24 protein-coding genes and 2 tRNA genes are annotated in these 25,093 nt (G+C 52.7%); 11 read left to right on the top strand and 15 right to left on the bottom strand.

Annotated elements, in window-relative coordinates:
- Window positions 1-43: 43 nt before the first annotated feature.
- The 10 genes from infB to rlmE all read right to left on the bottom strand — a co-directional run bounded on the left by infB (window position 44) and on the right by rlmE (window position 10,765).
- Window positions 44-2,737: a translation initiation factor IF-2 gene (gene infB / locus ACFL9S_RS23080; protein WP_405264203.1), complete on the bottom strand. Its 2,694-nt coding sequence runs from the start codon at window positions 2,735-2,737 to the stop codon at window positions 44-46.
- 24 nt (window positions 2,738-2,761) lie between these two features.
- Window positions 2,762-4,267 carry a transcription termination factor NusA gene (nusA, locus tag ACFL9S_RS23075; protein WP_405264202.1) on the bottom strand — a complete coding sequence of 502 codons (1,506 nt, stop codon included), beginning with the start codon at window positions 4,265-4,267 and terminating at the stop codon, window positions 2,762-2,764.
- A gap of 24 nt (window positions 4,268-4,291) precedes the next feature.
- A complete protein-coding gene (gene rimP / locus ACFL9S_RS23070) occupies window positions 4,292-4,744 on the bottom strand; it encodes a ribosome maturation factor RimP (RefSeq protein ID WP_048914488.1) in 453 nt (150 codons plus the stop codon).
- 210 nt (window positions 4,745-4,954) lie between these two features.
- Window positions 4,955-5,031, bottom strand: a tRNA-Met gene (locus ACFL9S_RS23065).
- 48 nt (window positions 5,032-5,079) lie between these two features.
- Window positions 5,080-5,166, bottom strand: a tRNA-Leu gene (locus tag ACFL9S_RS23060).
- Between the two features lie 57 nt (window positions 5,167-5,223).
- The gene (secG, locus tag ACFL9S_RS23055; protein ID WP_133844044.1) at window positions 5,224-5,556 is read right to left on the bottom strand and encodes a preprotein translocase subunit SecG; all 333 of its coding nucleotides are present in this window, start codon (window positions 5,554-5,556) and stop codon (window positions 5,224-5,226) included.
- A 277-nt stretch (window positions 5,557-5,833) separates the two neighbouring features.
- Window positions 5,834-7,168, bottom strand: a complete 1,335-nt coding sequence (gene glmM, locus ACFL9S_RS23050; RefSeq protein WP_405264201.1) for a phosphoglucosamine mutase — start codon at window positions 7,166-7,168, stop codon at window positions 5,834-5,836.
- A gap of 1 nt (window position 7,169) precedes the next feature.
- Window positions 7,170-8,009 carry a dihydropteroate synthase gene (gene folP, locus ACFL9S_RS23045; protein WP_405264200.1) on the bottom strand — a complete coding sequence of 280 codons (840 nt, stop codon included), beginning with the start codon at window positions 8,007-8,009 and terminating at the stop codon, window positions 7,170-7,172.
- 101 nt (window positions 8,010-8,110) lie between these two features.
- On the bottom strand, window positions 8,111-10,021 hold the full coding sequence (gene ftsH / locus ACFL9S_RS23040) for an ATP-dependent zinc metalloprotease FtsH (RefSeq protein ID WP_405264199.1): 1,911 nt from the start codon (window positions 10,019-10,021) through the stop codon (window positions 8,111-8,113).
- A 114-nt stretch (window positions 10,022-10,135) separates the two neighbouring features.
- The gene (gene rlmE / locus ACFL9S_RS23035; protein ID WP_405264198.1) at window positions 10,136-10,765 is read right to left on the bottom strand and encodes a 23S rRNA (uridine(2552)-2'-O)-methyltransferase RlmE; all 630 of its coding nucleotides are present in this window, start codon (window positions 10,763-10,765) and stop codon (window positions 10,136-10,138) included.
- A gap of 128 nt (window positions 10,766-10,893) precedes the next feature.
- Here rlmE and yhbY point away from each other — a divergent pair, with 128 nt between their 5' ends.
- Window positions 10,894-11,187, top strand: coding sequence for a ribosome assembly RNA-binding protein YhbY (yhbY, locus tag ACFL9S_RS23030; RefSeq protein ID WP_048914482.1), 294 nt, complete (start codon window positions 10,894-10,896; stop codon window positions 11,185-11,187).
- Between the two features lie 143 nt (window positions 11,188-11,330).
- Here yhbY and greA read toward each other — a convergent pair whose 3' ends face one another.
- Window positions 11,331-11,813 carry a transcription elongation factor GreA gene (gene greA / locus ACFL9S_RS23025; RefSeq protein ID WP_405264197.1) on the bottom strand — a complete coding sequence of 161 codons (483 nt, stop codon included), beginning with the start codon at window positions 11,811-11,813 and terminating at the stop codon, window positions 11,331-11,333.
- Between the two features lie 249 nt (window positions 11,814-12,062).
- Here greA and dacB point away from each other — a divergent pair, with 249 nt between their 5' ends.
- The 8 genes from dacB to ACFL9S_RS22985 all read left to right on the top strand — a co-directional run bounded on the left by dacB (window position 12,063) and on the right by ACFL9S_RS22985 (window position 20,325).
- Window positions 12,063-13,496 (top strand): serine-type D-Ala-D-Ala carboxypeptidase, encoded by a 1,434-nt coding sequence (gene dacB / locus ACFL9S_RS23020; protein ID WP_405264221.1) that lies wholly within the window; start codon window positions 12,063-12,065, stop codon window positions 13,494-13,496.
- Between the two features lie 4 nt (window positions 13,497-13,500).
- Window positions 13,501-14,163 (top strand): two-component system response regulator PmrA, encoded by a 663-nt coding sequence (gene pmrA, locus ACFL9S_RS23015; protein ID WP_405264196.1) that lies wholly within the window; start codon window positions 13,501-13,503, stop codon window positions 14,161-14,163.
- A complete protein-coding gene (gene pmrB / locus ACFL9S_RS23010) occupies window positions 14,160-15,215 on the top strand; it encodes a two-component system sensor histidine kinase PmrB (protein WP_405264195.1) in 1,056 nt (351 codons plus the stop codon). The genes pmrA and pmrB overlap by 4 nt, the downstream gene beginning before the upstream one ends.
- A gap of 268 nt (window positions 15,216-15,483) precedes the next feature.
- Window positions 15,484-16,659 carry an isochorismate synthase gene (locus tag ACFL9S_RS23005; RefSeq protein ID WP_405264193.1) on the top strand — a complete coding sequence of 392 codons (1,176 nt, stop codon included), beginning with the start codon at window positions 15,484-15,486 and terminating at the stop codon, window positions 16,657-16,659.
- An 11-nt stretch (window positions 16,660-16,670) separates the two neighbouring features.
- Window positions 16,671-18,284, top strand: a complete 1,614-nt coding sequence (locus ACFL9S_RS23000) for a (2,3-dihydroxybenzoyl)adenylate synthase (RefSeq protein ID WP_405264192.1) — start codon at window positions 16,671-16,673, stop codon at window positions 18,282-18,284.
- Between the two features lie 16 nt (window positions 18,285-18,300).
- Complete coding sequence (locus ACFL9S_RS22995; protein WP_405264191.1) at window positions 18,301-19,155, top strand: isochorismatase family protein; 855 nt, start codon at window positions 18,301-18,303, stop codon at window positions 19,153-19,155.
- A complete protein-coding gene (gene dhbA / locus ACFL9S_RS22990; RefSeq protein ID WP_405264190.1) occupies window positions 19,155-19,913 on the top strand; it encodes a 2,3-dihydro-2,3-dihydroxybenzoate dehydrogenase in 759 nt (252 codons plus the stop codon). Before ACFL9S_RS22995 ends, dhbA begins: the two co-directional genes overlap by 1 nt.
- Complete coding sequence (locus ACFL9S_RS22985; protein WP_405264189.1) at window positions 19,888-20,325, top strand: hotdog fold thioesterase; 438 nt, start codon at window positions 19,888-19,890, stop codon at window positions 20,323-20,325. Before dhbA ends, ACFL9S_RS22985 begins: the two co-directional genes overlap by 26 nt.
- 57 nt (window positions 20,326-20,382) lie before the next feature.
- Here ACFL9S_RS22985 and cgtA read toward each other — a convergent pair whose 3' ends face one another.
- The 4 genes from cgtA to rplU form a co-directional block, all read right to left on the bottom strand.
- Window positions 20,383-21,564 carry an Obg family GTPase CgtA gene (cgtA, locus tag ACFL9S_RS22980; RefSeq protein WP_405264188.1) on the bottom strand — a complete coding sequence of 394 codons (1,182 nt, stop codon included), beginning with the start codon at window positions 21,562-21,564 and terminating at the stop codon, window positions 20,383-20,385.
- A complete protein-coding gene (locus ACFL9S_RS22975; protein WP_405264220.1) occupies window positions 21,561-22,547 on the bottom strand; it encodes a DMT family transporter in 987 nt (328 codons plus the stop codon). Before ACFL9S_RS22975 ends, cgtA begins: the two co-directional genes overlap by 4 nt.
- A 113-nt stretch (window positions 22,548-22,660) precedes the next feature.
- On the bottom strand, window positions 22,661-22,918 hold the full coding sequence (gene rpmA, locus ACFL9S_RS22970) for a 50S ribosomal protein L27 (RefSeq protein ID WP_013204035.1): 258 nt from the start codon (window positions 22,916-22,918) through the stop codon (window positions 22,661-22,663).
- Between the two features lie 15 nt (window positions 22,919-22,933).
- Window positions 22,934-23,245 (bottom strand): 50S ribosomal protein L21, encoded by a 312-nt coding sequence (gene rplU, locus ACFL9S_RS22965; RefSeq protein WP_405264187.1) that lies wholly within the window; start codon window positions 23,243-23,245, stop codon window positions 22,934-22,936.
- Window positions 23,246-23,499: 254 nt separating this feature from the next.
- On the opposite strand from rplU, the gene ispB reads away from it, so the two are divergent.
- A complete protein-coding gene (gene ispB / locus ACFL9S_RS22960; RefSeq protein WP_405264186.1) occupies window positions 23,500-24,474 on the top strand; it encodes an octaprenyl diphosphate synthase in 975 nt (324 codons plus the stop codon).
- 310 nt (window positions 24,475-24,784) lie between these two features.
- Complete coding sequence (locus ACFL9S_RS22955) at window positions 24,785-25,045, top strand: helix-turn-helix domain-containing protein (protein ID WP_405264185.1); 261 nt, start codon at window positions 24,785-24,787, stop codon at window positions 25,043-25,045.
- Window positions 25,046-25,093 lie beyond the last annotated feature (48 nt).

Here is a 25,093-nt window from a genome sequence, read left to right as displayed (position 1 = left end):
CCAGAAGCCTCCCAAATTAGTGTTGCTGATTGCGGTCGTCGACTTAGTCGATGGTACGCTGGATTTCGATAATTTCGAATACTTCGATCATATCGCCAACACGTACATCGTTGTAGTTCTTCACGCCGATACCACATTCCATGCCGTTACGGACTTCGTTAACGTCATCTTTGAAGCGGCGCAGGGATTCCAGCTCGCCTTCATAGATCACCACGTTGTCACGCAATACGCGGATTGGGTTGTGACGTTTGATATTACCTTCCGTCACCATACAACCTGCGATAGCACCAAATTTCGGTGATTTGAACACGTCACGTACGGCAGCCAGACCGATGATCTGCTGTTTGTACTCAGGTGCCAACATGCCGCTCATCGCTGCTTTCACTTCGTCAATCAGATTATAGATGACGGAGTAGTAACGCAGATCCAGGCTTTCAGAATCAATCACGCGGCGCGCAGATGCATCAGCACGAACGTTGAAGCCAACCAGGATTGCGTTAGACGCTGCTGCCAGCGTGGCGTCGGTTTCAGTAATACCACCCACACCAGAACCGATGATTTTCACTTTCACTTCATCAGTCGACAGCTTCATCAGGGATTCGGAGATAGCTTCAACAGAACCCTGTACGTCAGCTTTCAGCACGATGTTCAGTTCAGACACTTCGCCTTCGGTCATGTTCGCAAACATGTTTTCCAGCTTAGATTTCTGCTGACGAGCCAGCTTAACTTCACGGAATTTGCCCTGACGATACAGTGCAACTTCACGTGCTTTCTTCTCATCACGTACTACGGTCGCTTCATCACCCGCTGCCGGCACACCGGACAGGCCGAGGATCTCAACCGGAATAGATGGACCTGCAGTCAGTACTTCGCGACCCAATTCGTCACGCATCGCACGGACACGGCCGTATTCGAAGCCACACAGGACGATATCGCCTTTGTTCAGCGTACCTTCACGAACCAGTACGGTTGCAACCGGGCCACGACCTTTATCCAGGAAGGACTCGATAACCACACCGCTCGCCATGCCCTGACGTACTGCACTCAGTTCGAGTACTTCAGCCTGCAGCAGGATAGCATTCAGCAGGTCATCAATACCGGTACCGACTTTAGCAGAAACGCTAACGAACATGTTTTCGCCGCCCCACTCTTCCGGAATGATTCCGTACTGAGTCAGTTCGGTTTTAACACGGTCTGGATCCGCTTCAGGCTTATCGCATTTGTTCACCGCAACGACAACCGGCACTTTGGCCGCTTTCGCATGCTGGATCGCTTCGATAGTCTGTGGCATCACGCCATCGTCTGCTGCAACCACCAGGATAACGATATCCGTTGCCTGAGCACCACGAGCACGCATTGAAGTAAACGCTGCGTGACCTGGGGTATCCAGGAAGGTAACCATACCGTTGTCAGTTTCAACGTGGTAAGCACCGATATGCTGAGTAATGCCGCCCGCTTCGCCAGAGGCGACTTTAGTGGAGCGAATGTAGTCCAGCAGGGAGGTTTTACCGTGGTCAACGTGGCCCATGATAGTCACGACCGGAGCACGAGACTCATGCACCGCATCGGTATCACGGTCACTCATTACCGCTTCTTCCAGCTCATTTTCACGGCGCAGAGTCACTTTGTGACCCATTTCTTCCGCTACCATCTGAGCCGTTTCCTGGTCGATGACCTGGTTGATGGTGGCCATAGCGCCCATTTTCATCATCGCTTTGATGACCTGGGAGCCTTTCACCGCCATCTTGTTAGCCAGTTCCGCTACGGTGACAGTTTCACCGATGATAACGTCACGGTTAACAGCCTGAGCTGGCTTGTTGAAGCCCTGCTGCAGGGTGCTTGGTTTACGTTTGCCGCCTTTGCCGCCACGAACCTGCGCACGCGCTTCTTCACGGTCAGTTTTCGCTTCAGAATGCTTGTTGCCTTTCTTGCGAACAGGGGCTTTAGCTGGACGTGTTGCAGTACGAGTACGACGGTCACCTTCGACCTGTGCGTCATTTTCGTCTTCTGCTGCACGAGCGTGAGTTGAAGTCGTAACGTGGTAATCAGAAGTGTCTTCCACTTCTTTAACCTGCGTCCACTCTTCGCCTTTCTCTTCCGCCATTTTGCGTGCTTCTTCGGCTACGCGCTTCGCTTCTTCTTCGATCTTGCGACGCGCTTCTTCTTCAGCTTTACGCTTCAGTTCTGCCGATTCCGCTTCACGGCGGGCTTTATCGGACTGAGAAGCCCGGGTTGTTTCGTCGGTATGTTGATTGCTCACTTTATCTTTTTCCGCTGCATCACGTTTGGCTTTATCAGCTGCCTCACGTTTGGCCTGCTCCTCGGCTTCACGCTTCGCTTTGTCTTGAGCTACGCGCTGGGCTTGTTCTTCAGCCTCGCGACGAGCCAGTTCTTCCGCTTCACGCTCTGCCTGGGCTTCAGCTTCTGCTTGTTCAGCATCAGCCGGATCGCCTTTTACATAAGTGCGTTTTTTGCGGACTTCGATTTGCACCGACTTACTTTTGCCCCCGGTGCCTGGAACATTCAAGGTGCTGCGCGTTTTGCGCTGCAGAGTAAGCTTACCAGATCCGCCGCCATGTTCGCGGTTCAGATGGGTCAGCAAAGTCTCTTTTTCGTGCTGGGTAACAGAGTCAGTCTCAGACTTTTGGATCCCTGCATCAGCAAATTGCTGTACCAGGCGTTCTACCGGTGTCTGAATCTCTGCGGCCAGCGATTTTACGGTTACATCTGTCGTCATGCTGTTCCTTCCTGCTACAGTTTATTACGCGTCGTCGCCGAACCAACAGATATTTCGTGCAGCCATAATCAGCTCACCAGCCCTTTCATCGTTCAGGCCCTCAATATCTGACAGATCGTCAACACCCTGCTCGGCAAGATCTTCCAGCGTGCATACGCCTTTAGCTGCCAGCTTGAAGGCCATCTCGCGTTCCAGTCCTTCCAGGCTCAGTAAATCTTCTGCCGGTTGGGTGTCGCCGAGGCTCTCTTCCTTGGCCAGTGCCAGGGTGGTTAACGCGTTTTTAGCTCGGTCGCGCAACGCTTCTACTGTCTCTTCATCAAGACCGTCGATTTCCAGCAGCTCGTTAATCGGCACATAAGCCAGCTCTTCCAGAGAAGAGAAGCCTTCTTCAACCAGAATGGTAGCGAAGTCTTCGTCGATATCGAGATGTTTGGTAAAGACGTCGATGGCAGCATGAGCTTCAGCCTGATGCTTGGCCTGCAGGTCGTCGACCGTCATCACGTTCAGCTCCCAGCCACTTAACTGTGAAGCCAGACGCACGTTTTGGCCATTACGGCCGATCGCCTGGGCCAGATTACCGGCTTCCACTGCGATATCCATGGTGTGATTATCTTCATCCACCACGATAGAGGCGACATCCGCCGGGGCCATCGCGTTGATCACGAACTGCGCAGGATTATCATCCCACAGCACGATATCAATACGCTCGCCACCCAGCTCACTGGATACCGCCTGAACACGCGCACCACGCATACCTACGCAAGCACCGACCGGGTCGATACGCTTGTCGTTGGTTTTCACTGCAATCTTAGCTCGGGAGCCTGGATCGCGCGCAGCGGCTTTAATTTCAAGAACTTCTTCAGCAATTTCCGGCACTTCAATGCGGAACAGTTCGATCAGCATTTCTGGTTTAGAACGGCTGACGAACAGCTGAGCACCGCGCGCTTCAGGGCGCACAGCGTACAGTACGCCACGGATACGGTCACCCGGACGGAAGTTCTCACGTGGCAGCATATCTTCACGGATAATTACGGCTTCTGCGTTGGTGTTAGAACCATCGTTTGGACGCACTTCGAGTGAGATATTGTCACGGTTAACTTTCTTCACCACGCCAGTGATGATCTCGCCTTCCTGCTCGCGGAACTGATCAACGACCATTGCGCGTTCAGCTTCACGAACTTTCTGGACGATAACCTGCTTGGCAGTCTGGGTCGTGATACGGTCAAAGGTAACAGATTCGATCTGATCTTCAACAAAGCCACCCAGGCCCAGTGATTCATCTTCATAGACGGCAGCATCCAGCGTGATTTCACGCGTCGGCATCGTCACTTCGTCCACAATCAGCCAACGACGGAAGGTATCGAAATCGCCGCTTTTGCGATCGATACTGACGCGAACGTCAATTTCCTGCTCGTATTTTTTCTTGGTGGCTGTGGCCAGCGCGCTCTCCAGAGCTTCGAAAATCTTCTCGCGTGGGAGGGACTTCTCATTAGAGACCGCTTCTACAACAGCTAAGATTTCTTTGTTCATCCTGGTATGCCTCAATCCGGACTTTTAAAAGTGGGGAACCAGGTTCGCCTTCTGGATATTACTCAGCGCGAACACTTCGTCGTTACCCTCAACGGCAACAGTGATCATCTCACCCTCGACAGACTTAATGATACCTTGCCATTTGCGACGGTTCTGGACCGCCATACGCAGAACCAGGCTCACTTCTTCGCCAGTAAAACGGACATAATGTTCTGCGGTAAACATTGGTCGGTCAAGACCAGGCGAGGAGACTTCGAGGTTGTAAGCAACGGTAATTGGGTCTTCGACGTCAAATACCGCACTGACCTGGTGGCTCACATCAGCGCAATCATCAACATTGATGCCATCTTCACTATCAATATAGATGCGCAAGGTGGATGTGCGACCGCGTACAAACTCAATACCAACCAGTTCGTAGCCTAGCGCTTCTACCGGTGCTGAGATCAGCTCTGTTAATTTTTGCTCTAACGTGGACAATCCCACCCCCAAGACGTAAAAAAAGGGCCTATAGCCCAGTGATGCTGCTTCCTGATAACAAAAAACCCCGAAATATCGGGGCTTAATGCGACTGGACCCTGTAAACCGCCACTGGCGGCTCGGCACAATCCAAAAGAATTTTTTTCAAAATCAACTGAGATACGTCATGTTAAGTATACAGTTTATTTGAAAAAGAACTCTAAGGGAAAGTGGTTGCGGGAGCCGGATTTGAACCGACGACCTTCGGGTTATGAGCCCGACGAGCTACCAGGCTGCTCCATCCCGCGTCCGAATACTACGCAAAACTTGCAGAAATTGCAAGCAAAACTGAGATTTGGTACCGAGGACGGGACTTGAACCCGTAAGCCCATGCGGGCACTACCACCTCAAGGTAGCGTGTCTACCAATTCCACCACCACGGCACTAAAGAGGCGACTTTTTTATTTCTGTCGCGTCGAAACGGTTACTGCTTTTACTGCTTATTGTGGGATATCGCTGCCCGGTGTTACCGGTTTGGCTGGCTGAGTCTGTTGGGACTGCGCCGGCTGAGTCAGGTTTTCCCACTCGCTTCCTTTCTGGGTCTTGTTGCTGTTGATGTTACCCAGAACCAAGCTGATAATGAAGAACAGGGTTGCCAGTACTGCAGTCATACGGGTCATGAAGTTACCAGAACCGTTAGAACCGAACAGTGTACCAGAAGCGCCTGCACCAAATGATGCTCCCATATCAGCGCCTTTACCTTGCTGAAGCATGATCAGACCGACAAGGCCGATTGCCACAATAAGGAAAACTACTAAAAGAGCTTCGTACATAATCAACCTTGTTCCTGGTGCGTTAAACGCACATCAAAAGCTTCAAGCCAGTTAGTCTTAATAAGTAGTTAACGACCTACCTATGAAGCGGGTGTGAATACTAACCAAAGGTGACCGCACGTGCAAGGGCAATTTCATACGCCATTGCTGATTGCGGAAAAAAACGACAAAACACAATTTTTTGGAGAAAAAACACGCGTTTTAGTCCGGGAAATCATATGCATCATACAAACTGCCCGCCCGGGAAGACCAAAAAATGATCGTCCCGGGCATCGGGTTAAACCGCTTTTACCGCATCTGCAATACGGTGTGCCAGCGCAGTCACCTGCGCTTCATCCTCACCTTCAACCATCACCCGGATAAGAGGCTCGGTGCCTGACTTACGTAACAGCACGCGCCCACGCCCTTTTAATTCGGCTTCAACCTCAGCAGTGATCGCTTTAACCTGGCTGTCTTCCAGCGGATCATTGGTACCACTGAAACGCACATTCACCAGAATTTGTGGCAACAGTTTCATTCCACTGCACAGATCGTGCAGGGTCATATGGTTACGCACCATCGCCGTCAGCACCTGCAAACCAGCAACAATACCGTCGCCCGTAGTGGTTTTATCCAGCAGAATAACGTGGCCTGAGTTCTCAGCACCCAGACGCCAGCCCTTTTCTTTCAGTTTTTCCAGTACGTAGCGGTCGCCCACCTTGGCGCGTGCGAACGGGATACCCAACTGTTTCAGCGCCAGTTCCAGGCCCATGTTGCTCATCAGAGTACCTACTACGCCACCGCGCAGTTGCCCCTGACGCAACCCTTCGCGGGCAATAAGATAGAGGATCTGATCGCCATCTACTTTGTGCCCGAGGTGGTCAACCATCATGATACGGTCGCCATCGCCATCATAAGCCAGGCCAACATCCGCTTTTTCTGCCAGCACACGCTCCTGCAGCAAGCGGAGATCGGTTGCACCACACTCTTTGTTGATGTTCATGCCGTCTGGCTGCACACCAATCGCGATGACTGTAGCACCCAGTTCACGTAATACGTTTGGTGCGATGTGATAGGTGGCGCCATTCGCGCAGTCGACCACAATTTTCAGGCCATTCAGGCTCAATTCGCTCGGGAATGTCCCTTTGCAAAATTCGATATAGCGCCCGGCTGCATCAACGATACGGCTGGCGCGTCCCAGCTCGGCAGATTCGACGCAGGTAATCGGTTTTTCCATTTCCGCTTCAATCGCTTCTTCCACTTCATCCGGCAATTTAGTGCCTTCGGTAGAGAAGAATTTGATGCCATTATCGTCAAATGGATTGTGGGATGCAGAAATAACAATGCCCGCTTCTGCACGGAAAGTGCGGGTCAGATAAGCGATTGCCGGAGTTGGCATCGGGCCGGTGAATGCCGCAGACAGGCCAGCAGCAGCAAGGCCCGCTTCCAGCGCAGACTCCAGCATATAGCCTGAAATGCGCGTGTCTTTGCCAATGATGATCTTCTTGGAGCCGTGGCGCGCCAGCACTTTACCTGCGGCAAAACCCAGCTTCAGCACGAAGTCAGGAGTAATCGGAGACTCACCCACTTTGCCGCGGATGCCATCTGTACCAAAATATTTACGCTCACTCATACTATTTTTCTTCCCTTGCAGACTGTGTGGCTTCGACGACGCGCATCGCCTCTACGGTTTCTTTCACATCATGCACGCGCAGAATATGGGCTCCCTGCATGGCGGCAATCACGGCACAAGCGAGACTCCCGGTCAGGCGCTGTGTCGGCCCGACATTCAGTAGCTGACCCACCATACTCTTGCGTGACATACCCACCAGCAGCGGCAGACCAAAGTGATGGTAATCCGCCAGATGCGCCAGCAGTTGATAATTGTGGGAGAGATTCTTACCGAAACCGAAACCGGGGTCGAGCAAGAGTTGTGATTTTTTGATCCCGGCCGCTTCACAACGGGCGATATGCTCGACAAAAAAAGCATCCACATCATGCAAAACATTCTGATACTGCGGTGCCTGTTGCATGGTTTTCGGCTCACCCTGCATATGCATCAGGCAGACAGGCAGGCCGGCTTCTGCCGCCGCTACCAGCGCACCTGGTTCCTGGAGGGAACGAATATCATTGATGATGTGCGCACCTGCACGTGCAGATTCGCGGATAACTTCAGCTTTCGAGGTGTCGACGGAGATCCAGACTTCAAAACGCTGTGCGATGGCTTCCACCACTGGCATAACACGATCCAGTTCCTGTTGAACACTGACCTCTGCCGCGCCGGGGCGGGTAGATTCACCACCAACATCGATGATGGTCGCACCTGCATTGATCATCTCGTTGGCATGGGTCAGCGCCTGGATTAACTCATTATGCTTGCCGCCATCGGAAAAAGAGTCAGGGGTGACATTCAAAATCCCCATTACGTGGGGATGTGAAAGGTCGAGCACGGAATCTCTGGCGTACAGCTTCATAACAAGTTTTCTCCGGTAACAGGGATAAAAAAACCCCGGTCAGCGCCGGGGTTTTGATTATATCAATTTACAGCACGGCGAATGAAACCGCCGCACAGTTTTTACATGGTGCCTGTAGGCGACGGCGGATCATCAACCGGGCGCGGAGCCTGCGGGCTGCCACCGTTTTTATCGGAGTTGTCAGAGCTGGTGCTCTCTTCCCAACCCGCTGGTGGGCGCACTTCACGTCGAGCCATCAGATCGCTAACCTGCGGAGCATCAATGGTTTCATACTTCATCAGCGCATCTTTCATCGCGTGAAGGATGTCCATGTTCTCATCCAGAATACGGCGAGCACGGGCGTAGTTGGTATCAATCAGTTTTTTAACTTCCTGATCGATAATACGCGCCGTTTCATCAGACATATGTTTCGCTTTTGCCACTGAACGACCAAGGAATACTTCACCTTCTTCTTCAGCGTACAGAAGCGGACCCAGCTTCTCTGAGAAGCCCCACTGAGTCACCATGTTGCGCGCAACGCTGGTTGCCATCTTAATGTCTGAAGAAGCACCGGTAGAGACATAGTCTGAACCATAAATGATCTCTTCAGCCAGACGACCACCGTAAGCAACGGAAATACGGCTTTCCAGCTTCTGACGATTGGCGCTGATCTCATCACCTTCAGGCAAGAAGAATGCGACGCCCAATGCACGTCCTCGCGGAATAATCGTCACTTTATGTACCGGGTCATAACCTGGTACCAGTGTACCGACAATGGCATGTCCTGCTTCGTGGTAAGCCGTCGACTCTTTCTGCGCTTCGGTCATCACCATGGAGCGGCGTTCTGCACCCATCATGATTTTATCTTTGGCTTTTTCGAACTCAACCATCGACACCACACGCTTGTTACCACGTGCCGCAAACAGAGCCGCTTCGTTGACCAGGTTAGCCAGGTCTGCACCGGAGAAGCCCGGAGTACCACGAGCGATAACAGAAGGCTCCATATCAGTAGACAGCGGTACACGTCGCATATGCACTTTCAGGATCTGCTCACGACCACGAACATCTGGCAGGCCAACAACAACCTGACGGTCGAAACGGCCCGGACGCAGTAATGCCGGGTCCAGTACGTCTGGACGGTTAGTTGCCGCGATCACGATGATGCCTTCATTACCTTCGAAGCCATCCATTTCAACCAGCATCTGGTTCAGGGTCTGCTCACGTTCGTCATGACCACCGCCTAAACCAGCACCACGCTGACGGCCCACTGCATCGATTTCATCGATGAAGATAATGCACGGCGCAGCTTTTTTAGCCTGTTCAAACATGTCACGAACGCGGGATGCACCCACACCAACAAACATTTCAACGAAGTCAGAACCGGAGATGGTAAAGAAAGGCACTTTCGCTTCACCAGCAATCGCTTTTGCCAGCAAGGTCTTACCGGTACCCGGAGGACCGACCATCAGTACGCCTTTCGGAATTTTACCGCCGAGTTTCTGGAAGCGGCTTGGTTCACGTAGGTATTCAACCAGCTCGCTGACTTCTTCTTTTGCTTCGTCACAACCGGCAACGTCGGCAAAGGTGGTCTTGATTTGATCTTCTGTCAGCATGCGGGCCTTGCTCTTGCCGAAGGACATCGCGCCCTTTCCGCCGCCGCCCTGCATCTGACGCATAAAGAAGATCCAGACACCGATAAGAAGCAGCATTGGGAACCATGAGATGAAGATCGACGCCAGCAGGCTCGGCTCTTCTGGTGGTTCACCCACTACTTTCACATTTTTAGTCAACAGATTGTCGAGCAACTTAGGATCGTTGACGGGAATGTAAGTCGTATATCGATTACTGTCTTTTTTGGTTACGTTAATTTCACGCCCGTTAATACGTGCCTCGCGGACCTGATCCTGGTTCACTTCCGACAGGAAGGTTGAATAATCAACCCGACGGCCATTCGACTCGCTGGGCCCAAAGCTCTGGAATACAGACATCAGCACGACTGCGATGACTAACCAGAGAATCAGGTTTTTCGCCATGTCACTCAAGGGATTAACCTCATATTACAACGGTGTTAACAGACAGCGGAGGGTACTCTATATCCTTCACACTTGGAATCGCTGAGGTGCTCACAGCCAATCCAGTTATTCGGGTTACAGTTTGCGCCCTGTCGCTACAATGTACACTTCACGCGAACGAGAGCGCGAAGCGTCCGGCTTACGAATTTTTACTTTCGTAAACAGGGAGCGAATTTCCCGGAGGTAATCTTCAAAGCCATCTCCCTGAAACACTTTCACTAAAAAGCTGCCGCCAGGTGCCAGAACGTCACGACACATTTCTAACGCAAGCTCACATAAATACATCGACCGGGGAATATCAACTGCAGGTGTACCCGTCATATTAGGTGCCATATCTGACATCACAACCTGAACCTTGGTCTCACCTACGCGTTCCAGCAGAGCTTTCAGCACTAATTCATCACGAAAGTCGCCCTGAAGGAAATCGACACCGACGATAGGATCCATCGGCAGAAGATCACAGGCAATAACGTGACCCTTTGCCCCAATCTGGGTGACCACATACTGTGACCAGCCGCCGGGAGCCGCACCGAGATCGACCACGGTCATCCCAGGTTTGAACAGTTTGTCGCCTTGCTGTATTTCATCCAGTTTAAACCAGGCGCGCGAGCGCAACCCTTTTTTCTGTGCTTCAAGCACATATTTATCGCTAAAGTGTTCCTGTAGCCAGCGGCTGGAACTGGCCGAACGCTTTTTACCAGTCATACAATTTCCAACTATGATTCAACGTAAGCGATAAATAAACCGCGCAAATCAGCGCTGCCGATTTGGTGATACACACGAGATGGCGGTAGAATGACCCGTTTTCAATCCCAATGTAAGTAAAAAATACGATGAATCTGAGTACCAAACAAAAACAGCACCTGAAAGGTCTGGCCCACCCGCTGAAGCCAGTTGTTATGCTGGGCAACAATGGTTTGACCGAAGGGGTGCTGGCCGAGATCGAACAAGCACTGGAGCACCATGAACTTATCAAGGTGAAAATCGCCACAGAAGATCGTGAGACGAAAGCCCTGGTAGTTGAGGCCATCGTGCGCGAAACGCGTGCAGTCAATGTGCAGGTTATCGGCAAGACGCTGGTACTGTACCGTCCAACGAAAGAGCGCAAGATCTCCATTCCGCGTTGATGAGCAGGTCGGTTTTCGGGCCGACTTGTCCATACTAAGCTCAGGACTGGAGAAAGTGCCATGCTCCTGATTCTGATAAAAGGCCGCGTTGCGGCCTTTTTCTTATCTTTACAAAACCTCAGTTATTTTGAGGGCTGTAAAAATTAGAGATATTCTACTTTTAAGATTTCGTATTCCACATCACCACCTGGGGTTTTGATAATGGCAACGTCATCAACTACCTTACCCACCAGGCCACGCGCCATCGGTGAATTCACTGAAATCAGGTTCTGCTTAAAGTCCGCTTCGTCATCGCCTACGATGCGGTAGGTAGCCTTTTCATCAGTATCAATATTTAACACGCTTACTGTGGCACCAAAAATAACGCGGCCGTTAGCATTGCCCGCCATTTTAGTGACATCGATCACCTGAGCATTAGACAGCTTGGCTTCAATTTCCTGGATACGGCCTTCGCAGAACCCCTGCTCTTCGCGAGCAGCATGATATTCCGCATTTTCTTTTAAATCGCCGTGTTCACGTGCATCAGCAATTGAGGCAATAATTCTAGGGCGTTTAACGGTTTTCAGCTCTTCCAGCTCTACGCGCAGTTTTTCCGCGCCCCTTAACGTCATCGGAATCTGGTTCATCTCAATACCTCTTAAAATCTATCCTGTTTAAAGTGTCGTCATCCTGACGGGTGGCATGCAGGAAGGGCGTCCTGCGGCGCTTACTACTGATTTGAAACGAAAGAAGCCTGACCCGGAGCAGGCTCCAGGACAGGTTCGATTTTGCAATTTGATACGTATTTTACCCCAGAGTTCCCTGGGGGTCATCGTTTACTTTCCACCGCAATGCACCGTAGTATGACAGCATCACCTGTCAGTTACCGCGAGATTATGCGATTTTCACGAATTGTCACCGGCTTTACCTGCGCATTTATGCTGCAAGCGCAGGCTGCGCCCGTCGAAGACTATACCCAATATTTACCCGACGGCGCCAATCTGGCGCTGGTTGTGCAAAAAATTGGCGCTACAACGCCCGTTATCGACTACCACAGCCAACAGATGGCGCTGCCCGCCAGCACCATGAAAGTGATCACCGCTCTCGCCGCGTTGTTACAACTCGGCCCGGATTATCGCTTCCACACTCAGCTGGAAACTAAAGGCAGAGTGAGCGGCGATACACTGCGCGGCGATCTGGTGGCTCGTTTCGGTGGCGATCCCACCCTGACACGTCAGGATGTGCGTAATATGGTCACCGCACTGAGAAAACAAGGTGTGGAGCATATTGACGGCAACGTGGTCATTGATACGTCCGTTTTTGCCAGCCACGATAAAGCCCCTGGCTGGCCGTGGAATGACATGACGCAATGCTTCAGTGCCCCGCCGGGCGCAGCAATTGTTGATCGAAACTGCTTCTCGGTATCGCTTTATAGTGCGCCAAATCCGGGTGATAAGGCGTTTATTCGCGTCGCATCTTACTATCCGGTCAATATGTTCAGCGAAGTCCGTACGCTGGCCAAAGGCTCACCTGATGCGCAATATTGCGAGCTGGATGTGGTACCGGGTGAACTTAACCGCTTTACTCTTACGGGTTGCCTGACGCAGCGTTCTGAGCCATTACCGCTGGCTTTTGCTATCCAGGATGGCGCCAGCTACGTAGGAGCAATCCTGAAAGCTGAGCTACAAAATGCAGGTATTGATTATACTGGCCACCTGGTCAGGCAGACTCAGGTCACACAGCCTGGCACGGTTTTGGCCGCAACCCAGTCAGCACCGCTGCATGACCTGCTAAAAATCATGCTGAAGAAGTCAGACAATATGATCGCTGACACCGTCTTCCGCACCATTGGTCATGAACGCTTTGGCGTGCCGGGAACATGGCGTGCGGGATCGGATGCCGTGCGTCAGATCCTGCGTCAGAAGGCGAATATCGATATGGGTAACAGCATTCAGGTGGATGGATCCGGACTGTCGCGCCACGATCTGATCTCTCCGGCAACCATGATGCAGGTGCTACAATATATTGCGCAGAATGATGAGCAATTAAATTATATTTCGATGCTGCCACTGGCGGGCTATGACGGTACATTACGCTATCGCGGTGGCCTGCACGAAGCGGGCGTTGATGGCAAAGTATCGGCAAAAACGGGCTCCTTACAGGGCGTGTATAACCTGGCTGGCTTTATGACGACCGCCAGCGGCCAACGCGTTGCCTTTGTTCAGTTCCTGTCCGGATACGCTGTACCACCGGAAGATCAGCGCCAGCGCCGTATTCCTTTGGTTCGCTTCGAAAGCCGGTTGTATAAAGACGTTTATCAGAATAATTGAGCCGATGAAAATACTGATCGTTGAAGATGATACTCTCCTGCAACAGGGATTAACCCTTGCCCTGACGGGTGAAGGTTATGCCGTCGACTGTGCAGCCAGCGCCGCGCAGGCTATTGCGTATTTGAACAGCGGTCAGTACAGCCTGATTGTTCTGGATCTTGGGCTGCCGGATCGTGATGGTGCCGATCTGCTGCGTCAGTGGCGCAAAGAGCTGGTTGATCTTCCGGTGTTGATCCTGACGGCACGCGATGCATTATCTGACCGCGTTGACGGGCTGGATGCCGGGGCCGATGACTATCTGATCAAACCCTTTGCGCTGGTTGAGCTGAAAGCCCGGGTCCGTGCGCTGATCCGTCGCTATCAGGGAAAAAGCGATAACCTGTTACAGCATGGCGATATTGCACTTAATCTCTCTTCGCAACAGGTCGCCGTCGATAATCAGGCCGTTGAAGTGACCCCCAAAGAGTTTTCTCTGTTAACACGCCTGCTGATGCGCATCGGTCAAACGGTGCACCGGGAAACACTCCAGCAAGATCTCTACAGCTGGCAAGATGATACCGGCTCCAATACCCTTGAAGTTCATATCCATAATCTGCGGCGCAAGCTGGGTAAAGACCGGATTAAAACCGTACGCGGCGTTGGCTATCGCCTGGAAGAACGCGAATGAACAGTATGCGTCGGCGTTTGATGATTATGCTGGCGCTCATTCTATTGAGTTGCCAGTTGATGAGTGCTTTCTGGCTGTGGCATGAAAGCCGCGAACAGATCACTTTTCTGGTCAATGAAACACTCTCTGCACACGCTCGTAATGAACAGGTAGAAAATGAAATCCGCGAGGCCATCGCCTCTCTGCTTCTGCCTTCTCTGGTGATGGTCTGTTTTACTCTGCTGCTTTCGTTCTGGGCCATCAGCTGGATTATCCGTCCGCTGCGATCGCTACAACAAAGCCTTGCTGCCCGTTCTTCTGACAATCTCTCTCCCCTGCCGCTGCATTCAGAAATGGACGAAATTGTGGCGGTCACCGGGGCGTTAAACCAGTTACTGGGTCGCCTTGATCATACGCTACAGCAAGAGCGCCTGTTCACCGCAGATGCCGCACACGAACTGCGTACGCCGCTGGCAGGCCTGCGGTTGCACCTTGAACTGCTGGAGCAGGCAGGCGTAAAACAGGGTCCGATGCTGGTTGAGCGCACCGATCAACTGATGCACATTATTGAGCAACTCCTGATGTTGTCACGCGCTGGTCAAGCCCTGGCCAGCGGCCATTATCAGACCCTGAACTGGCATGATGTTATTGGCCCGTTGCGTCAGGAAATGGATGAGTTGCTGGCCTTGCGTCAGCAGCGGCTTATGGTCCACATTACCACGATGCGCACGGTACAGGGCGATGCCATATTGCTGCGACTGATGTTACGTAACCTGCTGGAGAATGCTTCACGTTACAGTCCGGAAGGCAGCACGATTACATTGCTGCTGGAAGATGATGAAACAGGGAGCCGGGTCAGTGTCCGCGATGAAGGTCCCGGCATTGATGCCAGTATGGTGAATGATGCCATCAAAGCCTTCCGCCGCATGGATCGTCGCTATGGCGGTAGCGGGCTGGGTTTAAATATCGTCCAGCGCATTGTGCAAATCCATCGTGGCCACCTTAGTCTGACGAACCGTAGCGACCGTAGCGGTCTGGATGCCCGCTGCTGGTTACCCAATCAGCTCGACTAAACGTTTCCTGCTACCCGCCTAAAATCCTCAGTGGCTCCACGGACATTCAATCAGCAACGCTTACCTTTTATGTGGATTCATCTGGCATGTCTTTTCACAGGCAATGGCAGCACTGATAGCGAACAGCCCCCACTATGTAAGGATGAGTTTACGATAATTAAATTAATTTACCTTTATTGACACTCTACAATAATAGACGTAGCTTACTGCACCTGAAAGCAAATGATAATGGTTATTACTTCGTTTATCATTTAAATAAGGATGCCCGATGGAATCATTAACGTCAGAAAGTACGCTACAGTTTGCCTCACAGGCCGCCGCCAGTGGCTTTTTCTTTATGTCTCCCTGGCGTAGCCTGGCAGCGCAAGGCTGCTTTACCACCGTCACCACCCCCGCACTCGGTGGCGAGGCGCTACAAAGCGGATTTCAACACGAGATCCGGCAACGATTCCTTGATGCGAAACGCCAGGGAATTGCTCATCCCGTCCTCGTCGGGGCAATCCCCTTCGATGCCAGCCAGCCTTCATCCCTGTTTATCCCCGAATCCAGCCAGTACTTCGATGGCAAGACGTATCTGCAACAAATGGGGACGCCAAAGAGTGAGCTTCCTGACGTCTTGCGCCGTACTGCCCTGCCGGAGCAGGATGCCTTTATGCAGATGGTCAGCCGGGCAGTCAATGCAACCACCACGAAGCAGCTGGACAAAGTGGTGCTGTCGCGCCTGATGGAGATCGTCACCAGCGAGAAGGTCGATATTGCCAATCTGATGACGCGCCTGATGACGCAGAATCCCGGAAGCTATAACTTCCATGTTGCACTTCCAGAAGGCGGTTCATTGCTGGGTGCCAGCCCGGAGTTGCTGATGCGCAAGCATGACAGCCGCTATTACACCCATCCGCTGGCCGGTTCGGCGCGTCGTGAAAGCGATGCACAGAAAGATCGTCAGGCTGGACAACAGCTGATGGCATCCACCAAGGATCGCTACGAGCATAAGCTGGTGACCGATGCGATGCGTGACGTGCTGCAACCCCGCAGCGCTTCCCTCGCCATGCCAGCGACCCCGGAGCTGTTGACCACTTCGACGCTTTGGCACCTGGGCACGGCGATTGAAGGTGAAGTGAGTCAGAAAGCCGATACCGCCCTGTCACTGGCCTGCCTGCTACATCCGACACCTGCGCTAAGCGGCTTCCCGCATAACACCGCTCAGAAACTCATTGCTGAACTGGAACCGTTCAACCGCGGCCTGTTTGGTGGCATCGTCGGCTGGTGTGATGAGTACGGCAACGGAGAATGGGTCGTCACCATTCGCTGCGGCAAAGTTAACGGGAATCGCGTTCGTCTGTTCGCCGGTGCCGGTATCGTCCCGGCCTCCAGCCCGGAATCCGAATGGCGGGAAACCGGCGTCAAACTGAACACCATGCTACGGGCTTTTGGCCTGAACTAAAGAGTGCTGTCATGACCATCCCTTATTCTCGCTGGCCGGACGATCTGGCCACACGGTATCGCGCTAAAGGTTACTGGCTGGATTTGCCGCTAACAGACATTCTGCAACGTCACGCCGACAGCAACACCGTGGCAGTGATTGACGGTACACGCCGTTACCGCTATCAGGATCTGGCACAGCAGTCCGATCGCCTGGCCGCCTCGCTGCAGCGTCGTGGCCTGAAGTCAGGTGACACTGCGCTGGTACAACTGGGTAACGTTGCGGAATTTTACGTCACCTTTTTTGCCTTGCTGAAAATTGGCGTCGCCCCTGTTAACGCCCTGTTCAGCCATCAGCGCAACGAACTGAGCGCCTATGCGCTGCAAATCCAGCCCGCGCTGCTGATTGCTGACCGCCAGCACAGCCTGTTTAGTAACGATGATTATCTCAATCAGCTTCGGCAGGAGATCCCGGCGCTGAAGGTCGTGGCGTTGCACAATGAGAATAGCGTTGCGCTTTCACTGTCAGGGCTGATTGACGCGGATGCCGACGATTTTATCGCTGATCCTTCCGCTGCCGATGAAGTGGCCTTCTTCCAGCTCTCCGGCGGCAGTACCGGAACACCAAAACTGATCCCGCGTACCCACAATGATTATTACTACAGCATTCGTGGCAGCGTTGAGATCTGTGAATTCAACGCCCAGACCCGTTATCTGAATGCCCTGCCTGCTGCTCATAACTACGCGATGAGTTCACCAGGTTCCCTCGGCGTGTTCTACGCGGGTGGCTGCGTGGTCATGGCGAACGACCCCAGTGCCAACCTCTGCTTCCCGCTGATTGAACAACATCAGGTTAACGTGGCTGCACTGGTGCCACCGGCCGTCAGCCTGTGGTTACAGGCGATCCAGGAATGGGGCAGCAACCGGGCACTGACGTCACTGACACTGTTACAGGTCGGCGGTGCCAAACTGAGTGAATCACTGGCCTCACGCATTCAGAAAGAAATTGGCTGCCAGCTCCAGCAGGTCTTTGGGATGGCTGAAGGTCTGGTGAACTACACCCGCCTGGACGACGACCAGCAGCATATCCTCACCACGCAGGGTCGCCCGATCTCTGACGACGACGAAGTTTGGGTCGCGGATGAGCAGGGTCAGCCACTGCCTGCGGGAGAAACCGGCCGCCTGATGACGCGGGGTCCTTATACCTTCCGTGGTTACTACAATAGCCCGGATCACAATGCGACCAGCTTCGATGAGCAGGGTTTTTACTGCTCCGGCGATCTGATCGCTATCGCGGCAGACGGCTACATCACCGTTCAGGGGCGCGAGAAGGATCAGATCAACCGGGGTGGCGAAAAGATCGCAGCGGAAGAGATCGAAAACCTGCTGCTGCGCCATGAGGACGTGATCCATGCCGCGCTGGTGTCCATGGAAGACAACCTGATGGGCGAGAAAAGCTGTGCGTTTATTGTCGCGCGTCGCGCGCTGAAACCCGTGGTCTTGCGTCGTCATCTGCGTGAACTGGGCGTGGCCGAATTTAAGCTGCCGGATCGCATTGAATGTGTCGATGAACTGCCGCTCACCCCGGTGGGAAAAGTGGATAAAAAACGCCTGCGCCAGCAGCTAGCCAGTCAGCAGAACGGATAATTTTCAGGAGAGATTAATGGCTATTCCAACGTTAAATTCATACGCGCTGCCAACGGCAGCCGAACTGCCCGCCAACAAAGTGAGCTGGGCCTTTGAACCGGCTCGAGCCGCGTTACTGATCCACGATATGCAGGAGTATTTCCTCAACTTCTGGGGTGAAGACAGCCCGCTGATTGAGCAAGTCGTGGCCAATATTGCCCGGTTGCGCGAATACTGCAAATCCCAGGGGATCCCGGTGTTCTATACCGCACAGCCGAATGAGCAAAGTGCGGAAGATCGCGCTCTGCTGAACGACATGTGGGGACCTGGCCTCAATAAACACCCAGACCAACAGAAAGTCGTGGCCGCACTGGCACCGGATGAACATGACCAGGTGCTGGTAAAATGGCGTTACAGCGCATTCCATCGCTCACCGCTGGAGTCGATCCTGAATGAAACCGGACGCGACCAGCTGATTATTTGTGGCGTATATGCCCATATTGGCTGTCTGACCACGGCGACCGACGCCTTTATGCGCAACATCAAGCCCTTTATGGTGGCTGACGCCCTGGCTGACTTCAGCCGCGAAGAACATATGATGTCGCTGACCTATACAGCAGGTCGCAGCGGCAGCGTCGTGATGACGGAAACACTGCTGCCACTGCCACAAAGCAAAGAGCAGCTGCGCGCCGTGGTGCTGCCATTGCTGGATGAAGACAGTGATGACCTCCTTGATAGCGAAAATCTGGTGGACTACGGGCTGGATTCGGTACGCATGATGGCACTGGCTGCCCGCTGGCGTCAGGTGCATAGCGATATCGATTTCATCGCCCTGGCAAAAAACCCCAGCATTGATGGCTGGTGGGCACTGCTGTCGAGGGAGTCTGCGTAATGTCATGCCGTTTTGACTTCAGTAACAAACAGGTGTGGGTCACCGGCGCGGGCCAGGGGATTGGTTATCACACTGCGCTGGCATTTGTTGCTGCGGGCGCTTCTGTGGTGGGTTTCGATAAGCAGTTTTCACAACGCGATTACCCTTTCCAGCGTGCCATTGTCGATATTTCCGATGCCGATCAGGTTAAATGTGTCTGTCAGCGCCTGCTGTCAGATACACCCCGCCTTGATGTACTGGTGAATGCGGCTGGTATTTTACGTACCGGCAGCACCGAAGAGCTTGCGGTGGAAGACTGGCAGGCCTGCATGGCCGTCAATGCCGGTGGCGCATTCAATCTGTTCCAGCAAACGCTGCCGCTGTTCCGTCAGCATCGTGCCGGAGCGATTGTGACGATTGCCTCCAATGCGGCACACGCGCCGCGTATCGGTATGTCAGCTTATGGTGCTTCAAAGGCCGCGCTGCGCAGCCTGTGCCTCACGGTGGGGCTGGAAATGGCGCCCTTTGGTGTCCGCTGCAATATTGTTTCTCCTGGCTCCACAGACACCGCGATGCAGCGGAGCCTGTGGGATAAACCGGAAGATGAACAGCAGATGATTGCCGGGTACCCCGATCAGTACAAACTGGGTATTCCGTTGCAGAAAATTGCCCAGCCTCAGGAAATCGCCAACGCGGTATTGTTCCTTGCCTCTGACAGCGCCAGCCACATTGTGATGCAGGATATTGTTGTCGATGGTGGAGCAACCCTGGGTGCCTGATATGTGGAAACGACAAAGCAGCCTGACGGAACTGAATCAGATGGCTGAAGGGACGCTGATTGCCGGGCTGGGTATGGTCTTTACCCGGCTGGAGCCTGACTGGCTGGAAGCCACCATGCCTATGGATGCGCGTACACAGCAGCCGTTTGGGTTGCTGCATGGCGGCGCATCCGTGGCGCTGGCAGAATCACTGGGGTCAATGGCAGGCTGGCTCTGTTCGCAGCCGGGTCAGAACGTGGTAGGCATTGAAGTCAGCGCCAGTCACCTGCGTGCAGTTTATAGCGGAACTGTACGCGGCATCTGTCGTGCGCTGCATAGCGGTAGTATGAATCAGGTCTGGCAGATTGAGATTGTGAATGCGCAGGATCAGCTGTGCTGCATTGCGCGCCTGACGACCGCGCTTATTGGCTAATCTTTATCACGGAATAGAAAACGGGACGCCAGTGGCGTCCCGTTTTATTGAGCGAGATTAACGCTGATAGACGGTTTCAACACCTTCTTCGTCGTCTTCATCCCAGTCGTCATCCCAGTCATCATCTTCTTCTTCAACTTCTGGCTGGGTTTCTTCCAGCTGCTGACGATGATAGTCATCCCACATGAATTCCACTTTCTCTGGCTGTTTCGCTTCCAGTTCAGCTTCTTTCGGGTTAGCGATGATGAAGGACATCAGATCCCAACACAGTGCATTAACGCCTGAGCGGTTGGCCGCAGAGATGACATAGTATTTCTCTGTCCAGCCCAGCGCATCTGCAATGGCTTTGGCGCGCGATGCGGCTTCTTCTTCATCCAGCAGGTCAGCTTTGTTGAATACCAGCCAGCGTGGCTTCTGGAACAGTTTATCGCTGTATTTCTCCAGCTCAGCCAGGATGATGCGGGCATTTTCAACCGGATCGCTTTCATCAATCGGCGCCAGATCGATGGTGTGTAGCAATACACGACAACGCTCAAGATGCTTCAGGAAGCGAATCCCCAGACCGGCACCATCCGAAGCCCCTTCGATCAGACCCGGGATATCGGCAATAACAAAGCTCTGCTCGCTATCCATACGGACAACACCGAGGCTTGGTACCAGAGTGGTAAACGGATAATCCGCCACTTTTGGTTTCGCAGCAGAAACAGCGCGAATAAAGGTCGATTTACCTGCGTTAGGCAGGCCGAGCATACCCACGTCAGCCAGCAGCATCAGTTCCAGCTGAATATCACGTTTCTCACCCGGCGTACCCATCGTTTTCTGACGAGGGGTACGGTTAACGGATGACTTGAAACGGGTGTTACCCAGGCCGTGCCAACCGCCTTTAGCAACCATCATCTTCTGCTGATGATGCGTCATATCACCGAGGGTTTCACCGGTTCCCTGGTCAATAATGCGCGTTCCAACGGGTACTTTAACAACGATGTCCACACCGCGTTTACCGGTACAGTCACGGCTCTGGCCATTCTGCCCACGTTCCGCACGGAAGGATTTTTCAAAGCGATAGTCGATCAGGGTATTGAGGTTTTCGTCAGCCTGCATATACACATCGCCGCCATCACCACCATCACCACCGTCAGGACCACCACGAGGGATATATTTCTCACGACGGAAGCTCACGCAGCCATTACCGCCATCGCCAGCCACTACCAGGATCGTCGCTTCATCAACAAACTTCATTTTACTTCTCCGTCACTCATACGCCCGTGGCCCGATGCAGGTGGCACCGGAACGGGATTGCTCCGCCGTGGCCATAAGCGATGACCAATTGCGGAAAACATGGCGCCTGACACCACAACGATTGCTCCGACAAACCCTAAGGTATTGAGTTGCGGAATGGCAAAAAAGTCGGGCCAGCCAAGCGATAAAAATTCTGAAAACAGCAGGGTAAAAAGTGGCGTCAGCGTCACGATTGCGCTGACCTGCGCCGCTTGCCAGCGAGCGTAGGCTTCCGCCAGTGCGCCGTAACCCACGAGGGTATTCAGCGCACAAAAAATCAGGCATCCAAGCTGCCATCTGTCCAGTTGCCACACCAGCTCGGTGTGCGCAAAAGGCAGTAACGCCATTGCACATAAAGTGTACAGCAAAAACAGGATCTGCTGCGAGCCAAGTCGACGCAACAAAATTTTTTGCGTCACACCATACACCACCCACACCAGCGCCGCGCTGACGCCAAGGATAACACCCCAGGTGTAATTGGTCAGACGGGTAAAAATTTCCACCAGGCTGGTATTAAAAAACATCACCAACCCGCAAAGCAGCATACAGACACCGATAATCTGACTACCGCGCATCTTCTCTTTCAGGATAAATACGCTGGCAAGCATCATACCAGGAGGGGCCAACTGGGCAATCACCTGGGACGCCGTCGGGCTGAGATACTGCAATGATGAGCCAAACAATATGAAATTGCCTACCAGTCCGGCAGTGGCGATCATAACCCACACCAGCCAACGCGGGTGCCGGAAGAAATCACGCGGCGGCAGCTGACGTTTCAAGGCCAGAATCGTACCCAGACCTAATGCTGCAAGACAAAAACGATAGAACACCACGGTGAACGGATCCATCACCTGCAGCACCACTTTCATCGCAATGGGTAACGAACCCCAGCTTATGGCGGTAACCAGCGCAAGCGCAATCCCCATTCCAGCCTGTTGTTTGATGACTGACATCAGTGTTCCCTGGCAGAATGTAAAAAGCCCCGCAGTCTAGTGCGGGGCTTTTATTTTCGCAGCAGTGAACGGCTTAACAGCCGTTCCGCGGCACGAAAACCTAATTACTCAGCAACGATGCTGATGTATTTACGGTTGTTCGGGCCTTTAACTTCGAATTGGACCTTGCCGTTTGCAGTTGCAAACAGGGTGTGGTCGCGACCGCAGCCTACGTTGGTGCCCGCGTGGAATTTGGTGCCACGCTGACGAACGATGATGCTACCAGCCAGTACAGATTCGCCGCCGAAACGTTTTACGCCCAGACGTTTTGCATTGGAGTCACGACCGTTACGGGTCGAACCACCAGCTTTCTTATGTGCCATTTGTCAGGTCTCCTGTTATGCGCTGATGCCAGTGATCTTCACATCAGTGAACCACTGACGGTGACCCTGCTGCTTACGGTAATGCTTACGACGACGGAACTTAACAATCTTGATCTTGTCGCCACGACCGTGAGCTACGATTTCAGCCTTGATCACGCCACCTGAAACTAAAGGCGCGCCGATTTTAACGTCTTCGCCATTGGCAATCATCAGAACCTGGTCGAATTCAACTACTTCGCCGGTTGCGATGTCCAGCTTTTCCAGGCGAACGGTCTGACCTTCGCTTACTCGGTGTTGTTTACCACCACTTTGGAAAACCGCGTACATATAAACTCCGCTTTCGCGCTTACCTTCTTTGATTTCAGGCTGCGCTATAAATATTCACAATAGGGCGCGAATTCTACGCAACTTCACAGGTAAAGACAAGTGCCTGTTTCGCTCTATTGCAGAAAAAAAACGCAACGTGAATGGGGACGTTTCACCGCCGCGTTTTTCAAGTACAATCTGTCATACATTTCATGCCACTGGCACGGTAAAGGCGCTTATCATAGCAGCGAACTGAGTGATAGCTGAACAGACTGATGAACTTAGAACAGATAAATGAACTCACCGCGCAAGATATGGCGGACGTCAATGCGACAATACTCGACCAGCTGAACTCGGATGTATCCCTCATCAACCAGCTGGGCTATTACATTATCAGTGGCGGAGGTAAGCGGATCCGTCCGATGATTGCTGTGCTTGCAGCACGCGCCATCAATAATTACGAAGGTAAACAACACATTACCGTCGCGGCATTGATCGAATTCATTCATACCGCCACGCTGCTACACGATGACGTCGTGGATGAATCGGATATGCGCAGAGGTAAAGCTACCGCGAACGCCGCGTTTGGCAATGCTGCCAGCGTGCTGGTCGGTGATTTTATCTACACTCGCTCTTTCCAGATGATGACCAGCCTCGGCTCACTGAGGGTTCTGGCTCTGATGTCTGAAGCGGTCAACGTGATTGCGGAAGGGGAAGTCTTGCAGTTGATGAACTGTAATGACCCGGATATCACCGAAGAAAGTTATATGCGCGTCATTTACAGCAAAACCGCACGCCTGTTCGAAGCGGCAGCTCAGTCCTCGGCCATCCTGGCAGGTGCCAACGCGGTGCAAGAGCAGGCCTTGCAGGATTACGGCCGCTACATTGGCACCGCATTCCAACTTATTGATGATCTGCTGGATTACAGTGCCGATGGCAAAACGCTGGGTAAAAACGTCGGTGATGACCTGAGTGAAGGCAAACCGACACTGCCGTTATTGCATGCCATGCGCAACGGAACACCGCAGCAGGCCAGCATGATTCGTACCGCCATTGAAGAAGGTAACGGACGCCATTTATTGGTACCCGTTCTGGAAGCGATGCACCAGTGTGGCTCGCTGGAATGGACGCGCAATGCTGCGGAACAAGAAGCAGATAAAGCCATTACTGCTCTTCAAGCCCTGCCGGAATCGCCATGGCGTAGTGCGCTCGAATCCCTCGCACATATGTCCGTGCAGCGCGAATTCTAACGTCATAAACTAAATAGAAAGCACGGTCTACCGTGCTTTCTATTTTTTCGTCCGTCATTCCGATAATGTGTGCTCACGCACTCTCCCCCATGAAACAACCTCGGCACTTAACCTTAAATTTTGCGTAGCGTTACGCAAAAAAACAGTTACATCTGAAATTTATTGGAATTTAATGGAAGTTGTTTGCTATAAACAACCTGTTATAGCGAGATATAACAAGTTGCTTTATCAGAATAATACCTACACCAGGATGCAATTGATGACAACAATCTGCCCCTGCTTTCCAAAAGTGCCCATGGAGGATAAGCACATGAAACACCCTCAGCAAGACTGGCACCCAGCCGACATTATTGCCGGGCTGCGCAAAAAAGGAACCACCCTCGCCGCCCAATCCAGACTGGCAGGCTTAAGCTCATCGACATTAGCCAACACGCTGAGTCGCCCCTGGCCTAAAGGAGAGTGGCTGATCGCCGATGCCCTGAACGTGCATCCGGCTGAAATCTGGCCCAGCCGCTACTACGATCCACACACACATCAACTTATCGACCGTAAAAAACTGATCCGCAGTTAAAAAAAAGGGCCGGTATTTATTCAATATGAACTGCACCCAAAAAGTTGG

Source organism: Erwinia sp. AnSW2-5 (genome assembly GCF_045107195.1).
Classification (GTDB): Bacteria; Pseudomonadota; Gammaproteobacteria; order Enterobacterales; family Enterobacteriaceae; genus Erwinia.
The sequence above is the reverse complement of the archived record's forward strand: the minus strand, read 5'-3'. Positions and strand labels throughout refer to the sequence as shown.

What these genes read in the sequence shown, in the direction of transcription:
- secG (WP_133844044.1), bottom strand. Translation starts at nt 5,556, where the DNA reads ATGTACGAAGCTCTTTTAGTAGTTTTCCTTATTGTGGCAATCGGCCTT.
- rlmE (WP_405264198.1), bottom strand. Translation starts at nt 10,765, where the DNA reads ATGACTGGTAAAAAGCGTTCGGCCAGTTCCAGCCGCTGGCTACAGGAA.
- rpmA (WP_013204035.1), bottom strand. Translation starts at nt 22,918, where the DNA reads ATGGCACATAAGAAAGCTGGTGGTTCGACCCGTAACGGTCGTGACTCC.
- ispB (WP_405264186.1), top strand. Translation starts at nt 23,500, where the DNA reads ATGAACTTAGAACAGATAAATGAACTCACCGCGCAAGATATGGCGGAC.
- dacB (WP_405264221.1), top strand. Translation starts at nt 12,063, where the DNA reads ATGCGATTTTCACGAATTGTCACCGGCTTTACCTGCGCATTTATGCTG.
- glmM (WP_405264201.1), bottom strand. Translation starts at nt 7,168, where the DNA reads ATGAGTGAGCGTAAATATTTTGGTACAGATGGCATCCGCGGCAAAGTG.
- folP (WP_405264200.1), bottom strand. Translation starts at nt 8,009, where the DNA reads ATGAAGCTGTACGCCAGAGATTCCGTGCTCGACCTTTCACATCCCCAC.
- ACFL9S_RS22995 (WP_405264191.1), top strand. Translation starts at nt 18,301, where the DNA reads ATGGCTATTCCAACGTTAAATTCATACGCGCTGCCAACGGCAGCCGAA.
- greA (WP_405264197.1), bottom strand. Translation starts at nt 11,813, where the DNA reads ATGAACCAGATTCCGATGACGTTAAGGGGCGCGGAAAAACTGCGCGTA.
- ACFL9S_RS23000 (WP_405264192.1), top strand. Translation starts at nt 16,671, where the DNA reads ATGACCATCCCTTATTCTCGCTGGCCGGACGATCTGGCCACACGGTAT.
- yhbY (WP_048914482.1), top strand. Translation starts at nt 10,894, where the DNA reads ATGAATCTGAGTACCAAACAAAAACAGCACCTGAAAGGTCTGGCCCAC.
- pmrB (WP_405264195.1), top strand. Translation starts at nt 14,160, where the DNA reads ATGAACAGTATGCGTCGGCGTTTGATGATTATGCTGGCGCTCATTCTA.
- pmrA (WP_405264196.1), top strand. Translation starts at nt 13,501, where the DNA reads ATGAAAATACTGATCGTTGAAGATGATACTCTCCTGCAACAGGGATTA.
- nusA (WP_405264202.1), bottom strand. Translation starts at nt 4,267, where the DNA reads ATGAACAAAGAAATCTTAGCTGTTGTAGAAGCGGTCTCTAATGAGAAG.
- rplU (WP_405264187.1), bottom strand. Translation starts at nt 23,245, where the DNA reads ATGTACGCGGTTTTCCAAAGTGGTGGTAAACAACACCGAGTAAGCGAA.
- ACFL9S_RS22955 (WP_405264185.1), top strand. Translation starts at nt 24,785, where the DNA reads ATGAAACACCCTCAGCAAGACTGGCACCCAGCCGACATTATTGCCGGG.
- infB (WP_405264203.1), bottom strand. Translation starts at nt 2,737, where the DNA reads ATGACGACAGATGTAACCGTAAAATCGCTGGCCGCAGAGATTCAGACA.
- cgtA (WP_405264188.1), bottom strand. Translation starts at nt 21,564, where the DNA reads ATGAAGTTTGTTGATGAAGCGACGATCCTGGTAGTGGCTGGCGATGGC.
- dhbA (WP_405264190.1), top strand. Translation starts at nt 19,155, where the DNA reads ATGTCATGCCGTTTTGACTTCAGTAACAAACAGGTGTGGGTCACCGGC.
- ftsH (WP_405264199.1), bottom strand. Translation starts at nt 10,021, where the DNA reads ATGGCGAAAAACCTGATTCTCTGGTTAGTCATCGCAGTCGTGCTGATG.
- ACFL9S_RS22985 (WP_405264189.1), top strand. Translation starts at nt 19,888, where the DNA reads ATGGTGGAGCAACCCTGGGTGCCTGATATGTGGAAACGACAAAGCAGC.
- ACFL9S_RS23005 (WP_405264193.1), top strand. Translation starts at nt 15,484, where the DNA reads ATGGAATCATTAACGTCAGAAAGTACGCTACAGTTTGCCTCACAGGCC.